General features: G+C 55.6%; 16 protein-coding genes and 1 tRNA gene. 8 read left to right on the forward strand and 9 right to left on the reverse strand.

Annotated features, from left to right (window positions below; genetic code table 11):
* The first annotated feature begins 183 nt into the window (after positions 1 to 183).
* Entirely contained in the window at positions 184 to 1,155 is a 972-nt protein-coding gene (locus GS632_RS15555) for a UDP-glucuronic acid decarboxylase family protein (protein WP_171237153.1), read from the forward strand.
* 203 nt (positions 1,156 to 1,358) lie between these two features.
* Positions 1,359 to 1,640 carry a hypothetical protein gene (locus tag GS632_RS15560; RefSeq protein WP_171237152.1) on the forward strand — a complete coding sequence of 94 codons (282 nt, stop codon included), beginning with the start codon at positions 1,359 to 1,361 and terminating at the stop codon, positions 1,638 to 1,640.
* A 15-nt stretch (positions 1,641 to 1,655) separates the two neighbouring features.
* On the opposite strand, the gene GS632_RS15565 is transcribed toward GS632_RS15560, so the two are convergent.
* The 3 genes from GS632_RS15565 to GS632_RS15580 all read right to left on the reverse strand — a co-directional run bounded on the left by GS632_RS15565 (position 1,656) and on the right by GS632_RS15580 (position 4,907).
* Complete coding sequence (locus tag GS632_RS15565) at positions 1,656 to 2,495, reverse strand: DMT family transporter (RefSeq protein WP_171237151.1); 840 nt, start codon at positions 2,493 to 2,495, stop codon at positions 1,656 to 1,658.
* A 99-nt stretch (positions 2,496 to 2,594) separates the two neighbouring features.
* Positions 2,595 to 3,365, reverse strand: a complete 771-nt coding sequence (locus tag GS632_RS15570) for an alpha/beta hydrolase (RefSeq protein WP_171237150.1) — start codon at positions 3,363 to 3,365, stop codon at positions 2,595 to 2,597.
* 867 nt (positions 3,366 to 4,232) lie between these two features.
* Complete coding sequence (locus GS632_RS15580; RefSeq protein ID WP_171177454.1) at positions 4,233 to 4,907, reverse strand: TIGR04283 family arsenosugar biosynthesis glycosyltransferase; 675 nt, start codon at positions 4,905 to 4,907, stop codon at positions 4,233 to 4,235.
* 73 nt (positions 4,908 to 4,980) lie between these two features.
* On the opposite strand from GS632_RS15580, the gene GS632_RS15585 reads away from it, so the two are divergent.
* Positions 4,981 to 5,718, forward strand: coding sequence for a folate-binding protein YgfZ (locus GS632_RS15585; RefSeq protein ID WP_171722173.1), 738 nt, complete (start codon positions 4,981 to 4,983; stop codon positions 5,716 to 5,718).
* A 112-nt stretch (positions 5,719 to 5,830) separates the two neighbouring features.
* Complete coding sequence (locus GS632_RS15590) at positions 5,831 to 6,772, forward strand: ABC transporter transmembrane domain-containing protein (RefSeq protein WP_171177459.1); 942 nt, start codon at positions 5,831 to 5,833, stop codon at positions 6,770 to 6,772.
* 54 nt (positions 6,773 to 6,826) lie between these two features.
* Here GS632_RS15590 and efp read toward each other — a convergent pair whose 3' ends face one another.
* Positions 6,827 to 7,390, reverse strand: coding sequence for an elongation factor P (gene efp / locus GS632_RS15595; RefSeq protein WP_171177461.1), 564 nt, complete (start codon positions 7,388 to 7,390; stop codon positions 6,827 to 6,829).
* A gap of 218 nt (positions 7,391 to 7,608) precedes the next feature.
* Between efp and GS632_RS15600 the strand changes: the two genes are divergently transcribed.
* Positions 7,609 to 7,929: a DUF6280 family protein gene (locus GS632_RS15600; RefSeq protein ID WP_037310273.1), complete on the forward strand. Its 321-nt coding sequence runs from the start codon at positions 7,609 to 7,611 to the stop codon at positions 7,927 to 7,929.
* 81 nt (positions 7,930 to 8,010) lie between these two features.
* Here GS632_RS15600 and GS632_RS15605 read toward each other — a convergent pair whose 3' ends face one another.
* Positions 8,011 to 8,580, reverse strand: coding sequence for a cobalamin biosynthesis protein CobQ (locus GS632_RS15605; protein ID WP_171237148.1), 570 nt, complete (start codon positions 8,578 to 8,580; stop codon positions 8,011 to 8,013).
* Between the two features lie 62 nt (positions 8,581 to 8,642).
* Between GS632_RS15605 and GS632_RS15610 the strand changes: the two genes are divergently transcribed.
* Positions 8,643 to 10,100, forward strand: a complete 1,458-nt coding sequence (locus GS632_RS15610) for a cobyric acid synthase (protein ID WP_171237147.1) — start codon at positions 8,643 to 8,645, stop codon at positions 10,098 to 10,100.
* A 3-nt stretch (positions 10,101 to 10,103) separates the two neighbouring features.
* Here the strand turns inward: GS632_RS15610 and GS632_RS15615 are convergent, their stop codons facing one another.
* The 3 genes from GS632_RS15615 to GS632_RS15625 all read right to left on the reverse strand — a co-directional run bounded on the left by GS632_RS15615 (position 10,104) and on the right by GS632_RS15625 (position 13,118).
* Complete coding sequence (locus tag GS632_RS15615) at positions 10,104 to 10,877, reverse strand: hypothetical protein (protein ID WP_171236522.1); 774 nt, start codon at positions 10,875 to 10,877, stop codon at positions 10,104 to 10,106.
* Between the two features lie 73 nt (positions 10,878 to 10,950).
* On the reverse strand, positions 10,951 to 12,369 hold the full coding sequence (locus GS632_RS15620; protein WP_171177469.1) for a TolC family outer membrane protein: 1,419 nt from the start codon (positions 12,367 to 12,369) through the stop codon (positions 10,951 to 10,953).
* A gap of 95 nt (positions 12,370 to 12,464) precedes the next feature.
* The gene (locus GS632_RS15625) at positions 12,465 to 13,118 is read right to left on the reverse strand and encodes a protein-L-isoaspartate O-methyltransferase (protein ID WP_171177471.1); all 654 of its coding nucleotides are present in this window, start codon (positions 13,116 to 13,118) and stop codon (positions 12,465 to 12,467) included.
* Positions 13,119 to 13,344: 226 nt separating this feature from the next.
* Here GS632_RS15625 and GS632_RS15630 point away from each other — a divergent pair.
* Positions 13,345 to 13,418 (forward strand) — tRNA-Cys (locus GS632_RS15630).
* Positions 13,419 to 13,917: 499 nt separating this feature from the next.
* Here the strand turns inward: GS632_RS15630 and GS632_RS15635 are convergent.
* A complete protein-coding gene (locus GS632_RS15635) occupies positions 13,918 to 14,733 on the reverse strand; it encodes a hypothetical protein (protein WP_171177473.1) in 816 nt (271 codons plus the stop codon).
* Between the two features lie 660 nt (positions 14,734 to 15,393).
* On the opposite strand from GS632_RS15635, the gene GS632_RS15640 reads away from it, so the two are divergent.
* Positions 15,394 to 17,250, forward strand: a complete 1,857-nt coding sequence (locus GS632_RS15640; protein WP_171178075.1) for an SLC13 family permease — start codon at positions 15,394 to 15,396, stop codon at positions 17,248 to 17,250.
* Positions 17,251 to 17,314: the final 64 nt, after the last annotated feature.

A 17,314-nucleotide genomic window follows, 5' to 3' on the forward strand; every position in this document is an offset into this window, starting at 1 on the left:
ACTTGGAAAATGCACTGAACACGCCCAAGTTAAATGTTTGCTAGACAGAAGACACACCAACACCACACGCGCCCTCAAAAAACCAAAATCTACTGCAATTCAAACATCTTCGGTTTACTAATCAAACCAAGACCCGGCTTCCCTGTGACAAGCTGGCTTGGATTTAACGATTAAGGATTTGCAATGGCCCGCCTTTATGACAGTCGAAAACGTGTTCTCGTAACCGGTGGGGCCGGGTTTCTGGGCTCGCATCTGTGCGACCGGCTTCTGGATCAGGGGCATGAGGTTTTGTGCGTCGACAACCTGTTCACCGGCACCAAGCGCAACATTGACCATCTGCACAACAACCCGCGGTTCGAGTTCATGCGCCACGATGTGACCTTCCCGCTGTTTGTGGAAGTGGACGAGATCTATAACCTCGCCTGCCCGGCCTCGCCCGTGCATTACCAGCACGACCCGGTGCAGACGACCAAGACCAGCGTGCATGGCGCGATCAACATGCTGGGGCTGGCGAAACGTCTGAAATGCAAGATCTTTCAGGCCTCAACTTCTGAGGTTTATGGCGACCCGACCATCCATCCGCAGACCGAAGACTATTGGGGCAACGTCAACCCGGTTGGTCCACGCTCGTGCTATGACGAGGGCAAACGCTGCGCCGAGACGTTGTTCTTCGACTATCACCGTCAGATGGGGTTAGAGATCAAGGTGGCCCGCATCTTCAACACCTATGGCCCCAGAATGCACCCCGCCGATGGGCGCGTCGTGTCGAACTTCATCATGCAGGCCCTGACGGGTGAGCCGATCACGATCTTTGGCGACGGTACACAAACCCGGTCTTTCTGTTATGTGGATGATCTGATCGAAGGGTTCATCCGGTTGATGGAGACCGACAAAGACGTCACCGGCCCGGTCAATCTGGGCAATCCCAATGAATTCTCGATGAACGAGCTGGCCAGTGAGGTTCAGGCGCTTGTGGGCACCGACACACCGATCAGTTTCAAGGACCTTCCGCAGGATGACCCCAAGCAACGCCAGCCCGACATCACTCTGGCCCGGACCTTGCTGAACTGGGAACCCAAGGTGCAGTTGAAAGAAGGGTTGGAAGCGACAATCAGCTATTTCCGAGAGCTGCAGTCCGAAGCCGCGTCACAGTAACTCGAACTTACGCTTGCCGAATAAAACCGGGTTGCCAAGGTCCGCACATGGGCTTTGGCCCGACGGCAAAAAGTGCCGCTGGCAATTTGTCTTTGCCTGAGCCTTTGATCCCGTTAAACTTACCTTATCATAACGACACTGACTTGAGGTCCGGGCGTCCGGTATATCTAAGCCGACAAAGATTTGCAGGACGGGAGGATGATATGAAAACACTGACCTTTGGACTGGCTTTTGCAGTCTTGGCCTCGCAAGCTGTGGCGCAGCAGACGTTGAGTCTGGCTTCACCGATCCCCGACGGGGCCGAGACCCGGTTTTGCTATTACGAAGGCTTAGCCTATTCCGAAGACGCCTTTGTTCTTATGGTCGGCGACAACACCGTGACCTCTACGGTCAGCACAGTTCAGGAACGCTTGCTGCGTTGTCACCGTGAAAGCGACGGGACCCTGAAATGGAGACCGCAGAGCACGTTCTCGACCAACAACTAAGCGCTGCGCTCCTGATCAGACAGCAAGACCGATCAGTGCGACTCCCATGGCCATAAGTACGGCAGCGCCCAGCCGTCGTATCCAATTGCCTTCCTTGAGGAAGATGAACCCGATCAGCGCAGCAAAGATGACCGAGGTTTCCCGCAGCGCCGAGACCGCGCCGAGCGGCGCAAAGTTCTTGGCATACAGCACCAGCCCATAGGCGGTCATCGAAACCAGCCCGCCCAGAATACCTGTTATCCAGACCTTGGTCGGCAGGTATCTCAAGGTTGCGCGCTTCTTAATCCCGACAAAGCCTGCAATGAAAAGATGCAGGAAAGCCCCCCAGGCCCAATAGCTGAGCGTATTGCCTGACAGCCGAACGCCGATCCCATCCACAACCGAGTAGATCGAAATACAGAACCCGGTGCCCAGCGCAAAGCCCAACGCGCTGCGACCCACGCCCGAGCGCAGCGCCTTCCAACTGCTTAGCTGAATGCCAAATGCAATCAGGGCAATGCCAACCCATGCCTGCAATGGCAGCACCTCGCCCACCAGAACCATCGCCCACAGTGAAACCAGCGCCGGAACGATGCCCCGCGCAATTGGGTAGACCACACTCAGATCGCCATGCTGATAGGCTTTGCCAAGCATGAAGTAATACCCGAAATGCACAACGGTCGAGAGCAAGATGTAGATAAAGCTTTCAGCACTGGGCAATGGCAGGACCATCACCATCACGGCTGCCGGCAACACGTGGCCCAAAGCAACAAGGCCCAACATCGTCGTGCGATCCGCCGCTGTCTTGACGATGGCGTTCCAGACCGCATGCAGCAGTGCCGCAGACAGAATGATAAGGATGACAAACAGGGTCATGCCCGGACCTTTCCCGCAGATACTATGCGCAAAAAGGGTCTCTGGCCCTATTCACTTGGCGCGATCTCGGCCAAAACGCCGATTTTTGTCAACCCGGTTTCACATGGGCTGTTGACCAAGCCAGCTTTCGATTTGCTCAGCAGGCCCCTGCCAGCCCGGCTCCAAAAACAGAAAATGTGCGTGGTCCGGAATCAGCAAAAAGGTTCCGCGTTTCCCGTACCGCTCTGCCAATGCGCGGCAGGTGTCGGGGTTTACCGCCCGGTCTTCTGCACCGGAAACGACTAGAACCGGGCAGTCGACCTTTTCGAAATCGACCTTTATCGCGTGATCGTCATCAAACATCCAAAAGAACATTTCGAACATCACGCGCCCGCTTTCAGCCCCCAATTGATCGAACACGGCGTGTTGCTGGGCCACGTCCATTTTATTTAGGGCAAAGGGCGCCATCAGGTCGAACTCAACCCGCATGGGCTGTTTCCAGAAGGCCCCGCCTTCCATCAACGCCCGCGGCACGGCGCGTTCGTCGTCGGTTTCAGGCAACGTGCCCCAGGGCGCATTAGGGTTAATCAAAACAATAGCGCTGGCCAAACCGCGTGAGGCCACCTGCTGCGCAACAACACCCGCGATGGCGTGACCCAGCAGAACCGGCTTGCTGTCCAGACCCTGTACAAATTCCGTTATGTCATTGGTATAATCCAACACGCTGGTTTCAGTCAGCCCGGGGTCAGGGTCTGCTTTCGGATCACCGCCATGATGGCGCAAGGCGGGGGTGTGTACAGTCCATCCGCGATCCCGAAAGAAGGTCGCGTAATCTTGCATACACCAGGGTCCGGCAAATGCCCCATGAATCAGAACAATTTCTTTTGTCATCGAAATCTCCCGTGGCTCTTCGGTCAGTATGAGCATCCGGTAAGATGTTACAACTGCCCGTGATCCCTGTTGCAGGACGCAGGTCAGGTCCTAAGATCGAATTCATGAGTTTTGTGACCGACAACCAACTGCCTTTGCTGATTCTGTTTTTTGTAGTGGGATCGATCGGAACGGCATTTCTGTTCCGCAAACCGGCGGGGCATCGGGCTTGGAAGCTGGCCGACCTGGTTTGGGTCGTTCTGGGCGGCATTGGGGCGCTGGTCGCTGTTCTGGCCGGGCTGTACACCTCGGACAGCTCTCGGTTGGATCGTCAGATCGACGTGGCCTATGCGGCCACTCTGGCTTTTGATCGCGACGCGGCACGGTTTCGCCTGCGCTTTTGTGATCCTGCCTTTGATCCGGACACGGCCGTTTTGTGCGACAAGGTCGAGTTCCTGTCGGCTTCAACGGCCAGCAATTCAGAATTGCCGTTGTTCATTGCCGTCACCAATGAGGTCGCCCCATTACAAGGCCTGCATTTCCTGTTCGGACGTCAAGCCAAGGATGACATGGATGAAATGCGCAGCGCTGCCGCGCAGGCTGACGCCTTCGATATCGACCAGTTTCTGGTCTTCACCTCGCTGGACGACGAAACGCAGACCGCTATCGACAACATGCGCCGGAAAGTACCAGCCATTGCCGGGGACTACCTGATCCTGGCCCAAAGCTATGATGATCTGATCGATCAGGTCGGCAAATTGAAAGACGAATGGGAATATTTGCAGGCCAATGCTCATATACTGGTTCTGCAAATCGTGGCCCTTTGCCTTGTCAGCTTTGCGGCCCCGTTTCGGTTGGGGAAATCGCTGGTCGAGCTGCGTACGACACTTATCGCCGATACGCCTGCGCCAACACCTGCGGATCCGTCCCCAGAAAATAACGCAGCAGAGTCCACAGATTCCGACTACCCCGCCGAATCCAGCCCGCCTGCTCATACCGCTCCGCGCTCGTAAAGGCCCGCGCATCCAGAAGTGTGATCCGGGGTAAACTACGTACCAGCGCCACGTCCTCCATCAAAGGTTGGTCGGGATAGCCGCCTGCAGCGTGATAGATTTCGCGTGGCACCAAAAGCCCCTGATCCCCATACGGCAGCCTGAAAACCCGGCTGCGCAGATTGGCCCAGCCCGAGACCCATCCCGGCGCAATACCCCGCGCTCGGAAAGCCAACCGGAAAGCCGCAGGTCCTGTGCTGGATAGATGGGCGCTCACCGCCTCGCTCCAGCCCCTTTCCAATACGGTGTCAGCATGCAGGATCAGCACCCAATCCCCACCAGCCTCTGCGCAACCCCGTCGCAACTGCCCGCCGCGCGAAGGCGTACCTGTCACAATCCGGGCTCCGGCCTCTTCCGCGATTTCCAGTGTTAGGTCGGCAGACCCGCCATCGCTTATGATTAGGTCCCGGATTAGCCCGGCGTGCAGCCCTTCCATCAATGCCCCAAGGCATTCGGGCAAGGCATCGGCAGCGTTCAGGGTCGGAATAACAACAGAGATCGGGGCTGGCACGTCTGATACCCTCTGGTCTTGGCGGCGGATCTTCCTATATCACGAGGCCAAGGGAAATGACGAGGACCAAGCCATGCCCACCCGCCGCATCCTGCGCCTGACCGGCTCGGACACCGAAAGCTTTTTGCAGGACCTGATCACCAATGACATTCAGGGTTTAAATGACGGGCTTGTTTATGCCGCGCTGTTGACGCCGCAAGGCAAGTATCTGGCAGACTTCTTCCTCAAGCGCGATGGCGATGGCGTTCTGCTGGATGTGGCCGAGCACCTTGCCGATGATCTGATCAAACGTCTGAGCATGTACAAGCTGCGTGCAGATGTGGCGATCGAAAGCACCGACCTGAACCTGCACCGCGGGTCAGGTTGCGCGCCAGAGAACGCGTTGCCCGACCCGCGGCACCCTGCCTTGGGCTGGCGTATGTATTCTGCGGCACCCGAACAGGATGATGGCACCGATTTCGATGCCCTGCGCGTTCAGCACTGCATTCCCGAAGCGGGTACTGAGCTGACCCAGGACAGCTATATCCTCGAATCTGGGTTCGAAGCGCTGAACGGCGTGGATTTCAAAAAGGGCTGCTATGTAGGTCAGGAAGTGACCGCGCGCATGAAGCACAAGACCGAATTGCGTAAGGGCCTGCGTCGCGTTGTTGTCAACGGCACCGCGCCCGTGGGGACCGAGATCACAGCCAACGGCAAATCGGCCGGCACCCTGTTCACTCAATCTGGGGGCCACGCCATCGCCTATTTGCGTTTCGACCGCGCAGGCGGCGAAATGCAGGCGGGCGAGGCGACGGTGCGACTTACCGACTAAGTACCGCTTGTTGCCTAATCAGCACGAACTCCTCGTCGACACACATCCCCAAGTTTGAACCTGTTCCCCAGCCCTGCCAAACTGAGGGAAACAGGTCAAACCGGATACACCCATGTTTCGACTATATTCCGCGATCTGGCGCGCCAGTGCCGGACGGCAGATCATCCTTATCGTACTGTCCATCGCCATTGCGGCGCTTGCCGCCGTTCCGCTGGAGTTTCAACGCGATATCGTCAACCATCTGACGGCGGATGATGTCGGCACTGAAAAGCTGATCCAATTGGGTATTGGTATGATGGCCGTTATCCTGCTGAGCCTGGGGCTGAAATGGGTTTTAGGGTACCGCGCGGGTACCTTAGGTGAAGACATGATCCGACTGATCCGGCAGCGCCTGCTATGGCGTTCAACCGATCTGAAGGAAACGGGCGCGGACCTGCGCAAAGGCACCATGACCACGGCCATTTCCGCCGAAGCCGAAGAACTGGGGAAATTTGCGGGCGGCGCATTCTCGGATCCGGTGGTTCAGATCGGTACGCTGATAAGCGTAATCGGCTATATTTCATCCACGCAACCGGGACTTGGGCTGATCGCCTTCTCGATGATCGTGCCGCAGATCATCATCGTTCTGGTTTCGCAACGCAAAGTGAACACTTTCGTGGCAGAGCGTGTCCATATCCTGCGCGGCGCCACAGACCGGCTGACGACCGAGGATATGGAAGCGGTTGAGCGGGACATCAACATTATGTTTGACGACATTTATGACACGCGGCGACGTATGTTCCTGTGGAAACTGTCGGCCAAATTCCTGCTAAGCGTGATCAACGGAGCGGGAACCGTCGGCATTCTGATGTTGGGCGGTTATCTGGTGTTACAGGGGAAAACGGATGTGGGCACCGTTGTGGCCGCCGCCAGTGGCCTTAGCCGTATACAGGGGCCGACTGCATTTCTGATCGCTTTCTATCGCCAGGTCAGCGCCAATCGCATCAAGTATGAACTGATGCTGGAACTGTTTGGACCCGACCCAACACGGTATCGTCATCGCCCTAACGCATAAAAAAAGACCGCGCGGCGAATGCCTGCGCGGTCTCTTGTAAAAAGTGACGAAACGTCACGCGCGTTCGGAATACTCCATCGTTTCGGTATTCACGACGATCATTTCGTCCTGTCCGATGAAAGGCGGCACCATGACCTTCACGCCGTTGTCCAGTACCGCAGGCTTAAACGAATTTGCCGCCGTCTGGCCCTTTACGACAGGCTCGGTCTCGACGATCTGGCAAGTCACTTTCTGCGGCAGCGTCGCGTTCAGCGCTTCGCTTTCGTAGAATTCAACGACGATGGTCATGCCATCTTGCAGGAACGGACGACGTTCGCCCAGTAAATCTGCTGGCAATTCAATCTGTTCGTAGGTCTCGGTATCCATGAACACCAGCATCCCGTCGGATTCGTACAGGAATTGCTGGTCCTTCTGTTCCAGGCGGACGCGTTCAACCTTGTCCGCTGACCGGAAGCGTTCGTTCAATTTCGAGCCATTGCGCAGGTTGCGCAGTTCCACTTGGGCAAATGCCCCGCCTTTGCCGGGTTTTACATGGTCTACCTTGACCGCTGCCCACAGGCCGTCGTTATGCTCAAGCACATTGCCGGGGCGAATTTCGTTCCCATTTATCTTGGGCATTACATAAATCCTTCACAAACGGTTGATGCATCAGTTGCGGTCCCTATATCTGGCGGGACCACACCTGACAAGACAACGACACCTAGTGCTGCACTTGCAGCAAGCCATGCAAGTGACGCAACGCAACTATGCATTTTAGCTGTATCCGAATCGCACCTAATAGGTCATAAGGACCCTCACGCCGAAAATGCAAGAGCAAGAACAACAAGGAAGACGAGATGAGAGATTTCGTTGACGGCACTGCCTTTAACAACGAGCAAGGCAATCGTGCGCGCAAACTTTTCGCGGCCGTTGTGTTGGCTGCACTTGACGATGCTATCGCCGACGACAAGAAATACGGCAATGGCCCCGAACAAATCGCCCGCTGGGCACGTTCGCGCGATGGGCGCGAGGTGCTGTCCTGCGCAGGTATTGACCCTAACGAACGGGTTGTCAGCGGACTGATGGAGTTCGTTGGCCGTGGCGTGCGGACCTCGGTCGCATTGTCACGCGAAGAAAGCGAGCGTCGCAATGCCGCTCAGCAGGCTGAAGCCGCCTGATCCCAGGCGATTTCGCACCAGAAAAAACGCGCTCTGCCCGTCAGAGCGCGTTTTTCTTTGCTTTGTTTCGCGGTTTTGCGCCTAAAAAAACAACAGCCACTGGCGCGCCACCCAAATTTCAGCCGCCAACATGATACCAAACATGGCCCTGCCCCAAACAGGCAGGCCACGCTGCCAAAGCACAACATAAGCGGCCAAACACACTGCCGCAGAAACTGGTGCCACCCACAAAGCGTGATGGCTGCTGTCCCAATAGCTGACTGGGCTGTGAAACACCCAATCGCTCAGCGGCCAGAACTGCTGTCGTCCGTCCCCGGCGTGCAGGAAGAAGTCTGTCGCTAGATGCAAAAGACCTGCCGCAGCCCCGACAGCGACAAAGTGCCAGCGACGCCAAACTGCCAATAACAGTGCACACCCCCAGATGATAAAGGAGTTGTCGATGGCAAAGACGGTCTGCCAGGCCTGCGAATAGTACAGTTGCCCAAAGACCACCTGTTCCGGAATACCCAGAACAAACAGCGACACCGCCGCCATGAGATACAGAGACAGATCCGGCAGCACCGCCCCGAGCAAGGCGGCCAACAGGATACGCCCCTGCGGCGGCCGGGCAAAAGCGGCGGCACCGATCAAAAGATGCGCTGGCGTGTTCATCCGGGGCTTTCCCTTCCGGTTCAAATCAGGTCATCTGCGCCCCGACATATAGGAGACAAACCATGGTTCGCGCCATCATGATTCAAGGCACTGGCAGCAATGTCGGAAAATCGGTTCTTGTGGCCGGGCTTGCGCGGGCCTTTACCCGGCGTGGCATGCGGGTTGCTCCGTTTAAACCACAAAACATGTCGAACAACGCAGCCGTCACCGAGAACGGGGGCGAGATCGGCCGCGCGCAAGCGCTTCAGGCCCGTGCAGCGCGGCGGGCGACCCATACCGACATGAACCCCATTCTGCTGAAACCTGAAACGGATACCGGCGCGCAGATCATCGTTCAAGGGCAGCGCGCGGGAACTATGAAGGCCGGAGATTACCGCAAGGACAAGTCCAAGCTGCTGGGGGCCGCGCTGGAAAGCTTCGACCGGCTTTGTGCAGATGCTGATCTGGTCCTGATCGAAGGCGCGGGAAGTCCAGCCGAAACCAATCTGCGCAAGGGTGATATCGCCAATATGGGCTTTGCCTGTACCGCAGGTATTCCGGTGGTTCTGGTCGGTGACATTCATCGCGGCGGCGTGATCGCGCAGATCGTCGGCACGCAGGCCGTGCTGGACGACGGCGATCTGGCCCAGATTCGGGGCTTTGCCGTTAACCGGTTCAAAGGGGATGTGTCCTTGTTCGACGAAGGGCGCGACGACATTGCCGTCCGCACAGGCTGGCCGTGTTTGGGCGTGGTTCCATGGTTTCACGACGCATGGAAATTGCCTGCCGAGGATATGATGGACATTCGGTCCCATACCGGAGGTAAGTGCAAGGTCGTCGTGCCTCAGCTCGAACGTATGGCCAATTTCGATGACCTCGACCCGCTGTCAGCTGAGCCTGGTGTGAGCGTTGAGATCATTCCCGCAGGACGCCCCCTGCCCGGCGACGCTGATCTGGTTCTGCTGCCCGGCAGCAAGTCCACCATAGGGGATCTGACTTACTTCAGGGCGCAGGGGTGGGATATCGATCTTTACGGCCATGTCCGGCGTGGCGGGCATGTTCTGGGACTGTGCGGTGGGTATCAGATGCTGGGCAAGACCATCTCTGATCCAGATGGCGTCGATGGCAGACCCGGAAAGGTCGACGGGTTGGGTTTACTGGACGTTCACACCGTTATGGGCGGACAGAAACAAGTCATTCTGCGTTCGGCTCATGCCCTGCCTGACCGGGAACCGGTCAGCGGGTATGAAATCCACATGGGTCACACCAACGGCTCTGATTGCGACCGGGCGTGGCTGGAGGTCGATGGAAAACCGGAAGGTGCCGCCAGCGCCAATGGACGGATCAAGGGCAGTTACCTGCACGGCATCTTTTCGTCCGACGCGTTCCGGGCACGTTATCTTTCAAAGTTGGGCGTGACCTCTGACGTCACTTATGAGGACGGCGTGGAACAGGCGCTGGACGATCTGGCAGATCATCTTGAACGCCACATGGACCTTGATCTGCTGCTAAGCCTTGCCCAGCCGCCTCAGCGCGGTTGAGGTTCAATCCAGTTCTTTTGCGGCCAAGGCGCGCGCAATCTCGCGTCGGACCATCTTGCGAACATTTCGCGTTATCCGCTCGCCCATCGTGCCCTGCAATTCCTGCCGGACAACTTCAGCGATCAAAGCGCGCAAATCTTCTTCATCCATATCGATCGTTCGATCTTTGTCGGCAGCCTCTGCAACCACCTCGGATTCTTCCCGCGGCGCGCGGATGAACTCTGCCTTTACGTGTGCGTCGCCCTCTTCCTCGATACCGCCAGTTAGGTTGACGTCATTCGAACCTATGGACTCGGCTGCAGCAAATTCTTCTTCCACATTCCAAGGCAAAGATTGCGACCGCGTTCCGGAATAGGCGTCTTCGCTGTCACCATCCGGTTCCCATTGATCTTCTGTCTGCGCGATCGCAGCTTCCAGGGCTTCGATCTTGGCGCTCAGGCTGGATGCAGCATCCGCCGATCGCGCAGGCTTTGGCGCGTCGGGCTCGTCCTGTGCAGCATTGGCCGGCTGCTTGCCCGCCTGCACAATATCACAGGACCGAAGCAACATAGGTTTGGCCGAGTCGGAAACCTCAGAATCCGAGTCGGCCTGAGCAGAAACCCCATTGGCCTGATTGGATGAGCTGACACGCAAAGCATCCGTCAAAACCAGCCGTCCTGGCTTTTTTGTTGCAGGCTGTTGATCCGAGACGGATTTATTGCGGGTGTCTTCGCTTACCAAACGTTTGACCGAAGACAGAACGTCTTCGATCCCTGCTTTTACGACATTATCAGTCATTGTTCTCTACCGCTCTATCCTTGGATCGAGTGTAGTTAAACAATCCCAAACTCACAACAAATAGTATAGTCGATCAGTCCCGACGCAACGCTTTGAGGACACGATCCAGATCCTTGCTTTGTTTGCTGACCCGTGCTGGTGCATTTTTCACCAAGTTATAGTACAAGGTCGGATCATAGATCTGAACCGCCAGACCCAGGCGCTCGGCCGTCAACAAACCTTGCGCTTGCAACAACTGATAGGCCGCGCGGGACCGCTCGGTGCGCGATGCCACTTCGGCCAGCTGCGCGTCCAGCAGGTCTTGCTGTGCGTTCAAAACATCCAAGGTCGTCCGAGCACCCAATGTCGCTTCTTCGCGAATGCCGTCGAAAGCCACTTGCGAGGCGCGAACTCGTTCCGTTGACGCTCTAAGGCTGGCACTGGCGGCCTGAAACGCCGCGTAGCGATCGGTGACACCTTGAGTGATGTTTTTCTGCACATTCAGCAAGTTTGCACGCGACGCATCCCGTGTCGCCATTGCCCGACGAATATTCGCCGCTAACCGGCCACCCGCATAGATGGGTTGATTGAAATTCAGCGAGATGGTCGCATCGTTGATGTAATCATTGTTGTCGTAGCTTTCTGTCACCCCTGCGTCTGCGTTCAGGCTGACATTCGGACCAAGATTGGCCCGTTGTTGCTCCACGATCAGGTCAAAAGCGCGAACCTGATGTTGCGCCGACAGGATCGCCGGATGGTTGCGTTGGGCCAGGCTGATGGCCTCAGCCTCGGATCGCGGCAGGTTGGGCAGGCTCGGCTGACCCGCTGTGCGCCCCGGCGCTTTACCAACCGCATTCACATATTCGGCCTGCGCGATGCTCAACTCACCACGGGCGACCGCCAGATCCGCCTGCGAGCTCGCCAATTGCGCTTCGGACAGGGCAACGTCTGTCCGGGTCACTTCGCCAACTTCAAATCGGTCATTCGACGCCCTGAGTTCTTCAGCTGAAACCTCGACGTTGTTCTGGCGGATTTGAACGGTTTCTTCCTGCAGCAGCACGCCCAAGTAAGCGTTTGCCGCGCGGATCAAAATCTGCTGCTCAATATCGATCAGGCTTTGTCGGGTCGACAACACCGTTTCCTGCGCAGACTGTTTGCCCAGAATCGACGCGCCGCCATCATACAAAAGCTGACCCAGGGTCAGACCCGTAAAGAACCGAGAAGGTTCGTTGGTCGTAACCACATTGTTAGTCCGTGAACGGGTATAGTCCTGGCTGACCTGCACGGTCCAGTTGATGATGGGCCGCAACGCCGACAACGCAATAGCTACATCTTCATCCGCAGCCCGCAACAGCGCCCTGTTCTGTTCCAGCAAACCACTTGTGTTATACGCGCCAATGAAGGCGTCTGTTATGTTGTCTGCCCACGCTACACGCCCTGGCATCACGCTGATGGCAAGTCCTGCGGTCACTGCAAGCGCCCTGACCAGCTTACCTGTCGCCGTACCACGCATACCGAAATCCTCTCAAAACGAAATTACACTGCCCTGCAGGCAGTTTGCGGCCTTGTTTTCAACTAATCAAGGCGGCAGTAGAATCTATCGGCGGACTATAGCGAAAATGCACACTCGGCCGAAAAACCCTCAAGAACAGGTGCGCTGGCGTTAAACGCATCGCGCCAGCTGACCTGACCGCCCGACTTCCGACCGATCCGCACAGTGCCGAGGTTGCCTTCGACGAACAAACAAGCGATTCGACCATGTTCCTTGAGCTGGTCCAGCAATTCTGCGGGGATCTGCTCAACCCCGCCTTGAACCATGATCACGTCATACGGTCCATGTTCAGCAACGCCCTGCTCAAGCGGCCCCACATGGATAATGGCATTGTCGACATCCGCCTCGGCCAGAAGGCTCTGCGCCTCAGCGGCAAGCGCCTCGTCGCTTTCCACTCCTACGACCAACTGCGCCATCCGCGCAGCCACGGCCGTGGAATATCCCATGGCAGGCGCGATATCGAGCACCATCTCATCGTTCGAAATGTTCAGCGCATCCAGTATCTTGGCCAGGGTGCGCGGCTCAATCATCGCGCGCCCGTTCCCCATATCGATCACTGCATCGGCATAGGCCGCTTCACGCTGAGAATTTGGCACAAAGTTTTCGCGAGGGACGTGCAGCATCGCGTCAATGATCGGGAATTTGGTGACGTCAGAGGGTCGAACCTGTGTATCAACCATTGTGCGGCGCCGGGCTGCGAAATCTTTCATTGGATATCTCGTCTCATTCCCAAGGATGTCCGGCTTGTGCCACATCCTGACCCGGCCAGCAACGGCCCTGTTGCCGCAACCCAACTTCATCGTTGTCGAATTCAGTCATGAGGTACCGCGAATTTCAATCTTGTCGCCAAATTTGCACGCAATCCACTGGACGACCCTGAGGAAAGCTGCTAAAACCCCACGCACACCACGGCAAGTATTTGATTTTACTTGAAAAGGCGAGTTGGCGGAGTGGTGACGCAGCGGATTGCAAATCCGTGTACACCGGTTCGATTCCGGTACTCGCCTCCAAATCAGTCAACCACTTTCGTGACGCCTTGCCGCGTTCTTGCGCCCACAATTAGCGGTGCGATTATGTTTTTGTGCCTTTAGGCCGCGATTTTGCTCGATTGGGTTTAGGCAATACCGTGTCGTTTTCATTCGGAACTGCCTGCATGTAACACTCGATAACTTGCGCTATGCAGCATGCCGACCAACCCCGATAACATCGCGAGTTGGCGTAGTGACAGAGCTGCGTTCAGCAATCGGGTCGCGGCTGTCACGTGTGCAACTAATAGTTAATAGTGCCCTCAATCAGCCATTGATCCATCGAGGTGTCCCAACCTCGTGCCGTTACTTTGCAATTTGGGTCGAAGCCACCATGCAAGGTCCTCCGACCTTGGTTTCAAAATGCGATGCAAATCAAATGGGTACTTCAGGCAATCAGTTTTGCCAATATGGCCAATGACTAAGGCAGGTGATTCCAAATACACGCCCCATCCCAAGCTTAGACTTGAATTGCCGGGCCTGTCTAAATTTGAGAGCCCATTTCACGCATTGCTTCTATTATGGTGTTCGCACGAAGTTTTTTTTGACCATCAGGCTCCTTAACCTGGCTCGCCATCGTCCAAGCCTGTAGCAAGCGGTCCTCCAATTCTGGATCATGTATCTTTTTCAAGTGAGGATCTGAAAACAGGTCTGGATCATTGGCGGGAAGAAGCTGTTCCACATTGTCTTCTTTCAATTGCTCCCAAGCACCAATCCAACGTGCATCACGCCCCTGTTTGATTGCTTGTTCGGTCTTTTGGAGAAAGTTCTCAAGCACGCTTGGCGTTAGACCTCGATAACGCTCAGTATCTTTAAAATCCAAACCTTTTGTAAGCTCGATCAGTTTCGCTCTTTGCAGCTGAGAAATCGTATCTCCTGCTTCAGCGCAATTGAATCGCACCCATTTCTTAAAGTGTACCTCTCTCGGCCCGGCGCCGACATTAAGACGCTGCTCGGATGCCGCCGCGCCAAAGTCCGTGATTCCCAGCTCTTGCAAAAAACGTTTTGCGACTCCTTCACACTTCACTTCCCTAGTGTAAGGCAGCACTCTCACTTCGATTTCAGGAAACCTATTGAATGAGCCCCATAAGGGCAGTCTAGTAAATTGCAAAGACCGTCGATCTGCAAATTCGCGGAAACTATCAAAGCGTTGAAAGGCGGAAACCATTTGCGAATACGCCGAGTCTAATCCAGTGGCAGGGTGACGCAAAAAAAGAATACATGTTATTCTATAACCCAAATCCTCAAAATAGTTCTTAATTCGTTCCAAGCAAAGCGGTTCGCGCATAATCACAAACATTGTCTCTGAAGAAATTAGGAGATCTGGGAAGCCTGCGCCCGTTATCTCTGCGGTTAGGCTTTGAATTAACCCGGACAAATCTGTCCGCGCTGGCAATCCAGATATCGCACGCACAAGCTGGTGGTGTGCGCCATTCGTGTTCTGCCCTGCACTCGGAACGAACAGCCCGTGGTGATTAAACCAATCTCTATTGTCCAGAAGAAGTGTTTGAATTGACGTCGTTCCAGTCTTAGGCGCGCCAATATGCAGATAACAGTGCCGTGAGATGTCAAACTACCTTAACTATCAAGTCTTTGCCCGAGTTCGTGTTGTGAAAGCCTGACACCAACGTCACTTTGAAGTCAACTGGCACATATAGCACCTTCGGGTGGCGTTTATGATCGGGCTTTATAGAGAGCATTCCGGGCCATCCAGCCTGAAGCCGTTCGACCCTACAGCACATGTCAGAAGCTGAGATATCGGGTCTGGTAGCGTGTTGCCGCGCATTCGAAGAAGACAGTCATCGCCACCAAACACACCCAACCCAGTGCGAAATATTATGTCCCTCATTCGGTCTAAAACGAAATTTCATGACAACGCGAACGGAATGGACTAAGGACTAATGCAAGAGAAGCCAAAATATCTGGACGAATTGTGGAATACATAGCATTTACCTTCGAGATGGGGGTCGTTTGCGCCCTTCTCGCTTTCACTGTTTTCCTGTTTGTGTCCGAGATCGTCAGAATTGATCTTTCCGCAATATTGGTTTTGGTTCTTGTCGGCTTGCTAAGCTACGCGCCCGGCCTTGAGAATCTGGCGGATGTGCCGCGTCTGTTTGATGGATTCGCGTCAAACGCAGTTATCTCGATCATTGCGGTCATGATTGTTGGCGCTGGACTGGACAAAACTGGCATCATGAACAAGGTTGCGGCTGCTATTTTGAAATATGGCGGCAAGTCGGAAAACCGGGTTCTGCCGATCATATCCGGAACCGTTGGCGTCATTTCGTCTTTCATGCAGAACGTGGGCGCGGCCGCATTGTTTCTGCCGGTTGTCAGCCGGATATCCTCGCGATCTGGAATACCTCTGTCGCGCCTGCTTATGCCGATGGGGTTCTGTGCGATTCTGGGCGGCACGATGACGATGGTGGGGTCTTCACCGCTGATCTTGCTTAATGATCTGATCCAGACAGCAAATGACGGATTGCCGGACTCTCAGAAAATGCAACCGTTCGGATTGTTCTCGGTAACGCCGATCGGTGCGGTATTGATCCTGACCGGCATCGGGTATTTTCTGTTGCTGGGGCGCTGGGTTCTTCCCGAAGCGGAAGGGGAAGACAACACTGGCACCGGTCAGGGCACACAGGAGTATTTGCAGAGGGTCTACGGGCTAAAGGCAGATGTATTCGAAGTTGTTGTGCCCGCGGAAAGCCCGCTGGTGGGAAAAATTCTTGCCGATATCAACCACGAGAGCCACCTGTACATCATTTCAACTTTCTATCGCGGTAAAACCTCGATGGTTCAGGTTCTGACCGCAGAAATCGCGGCCCCTTGTCGGCTGGCTATTGTCGGACGACGTTCTGAGGTTCAGGAATTTGCCACGAAATACGGTTTGACCGTTCTTCCTGATCTGGACATTTTTGTTGAAGAGTTCGCCCCCACCAATGCCGGCGTGGCCGAAGTGGTTATCACCCCGGACAGCAAACTGATCGGGAAATGCCCGCGTGAGCTTTTGTTCCGCAAGACTTATGGCATGTCGCTGCTTGCCATTCACCGAGGGGAAGAAACGCTCAGCCACGTTGAGACTGAAGATCACGAATCCACTCAGATAGGGCTTGAAAAGTTCCATGCCGGGGACATGCTTGTTGCGCATACCCGTTGGGACAACCTTATGCGGATCACGCGCGATCCCGATTTCGTTGTGGTGACAACCGATTTTCCACAGGATGAACTGAGGCCGCAGAAGGTCGGGTGGGCCCTTGCCTTTTTTGCCATTTCATTGTCCCTAATCCTGTTCACGGACGTGCGCCTTTCGCTGTGTCTTCTGACCGGGGCAGCCGGAATGATGTTGACCCGCGTGCTTAGCGTGGATGAGGCCTATCGTGCCGTTGGATGGAACACCGTCTTCCTGCTCGCCTGCCTCATACCTTTGGGACAGGCCGTGCAGAACACCGGCACAGCCGCATGGATCGCACAGCAAATCATGGTCATTCTTGACGGCTGGCCACTTTGGTCGCTTCAAGCAGGCATTGCCGTTCTGGCAACAGCGTTTTCATTGGTCATGTCGAACGTTGGCGCCACCGTTCTGCTCGTACCACTGGCCGTATCAATTGCCGTGGCTGCAGGAGGCAACCCAGCAGTCTTTGCACTCACAGTCGCCATATCAACCTCGAACAGCTTCATCATCCCGACCCATCAGGTCAACGCACTGATCATGGGTCCGGCCGGGTACAAGGTCATGGATTTCGTACGCTCGGGCGGCATTATGACTGCTTTGTTCCTGATCGTTTCGTTGGTGATGATCAACGTCCTGTACTAGCGTAGCAATCGGGGCCGGATTTATGGGCTGACCAACCCCGACTGCCAATGACACCTCACTGGAA

The sequence above is a fragment of the Ruegeria sp. HKCCD7296 genome, assembly GCF_013110775.1.
Lineage (GTDB): Bacteria > Pseudomonadota > Alphaproteobacteria > Rhodobacterales > Rhodobacteraceae > Ruegeria.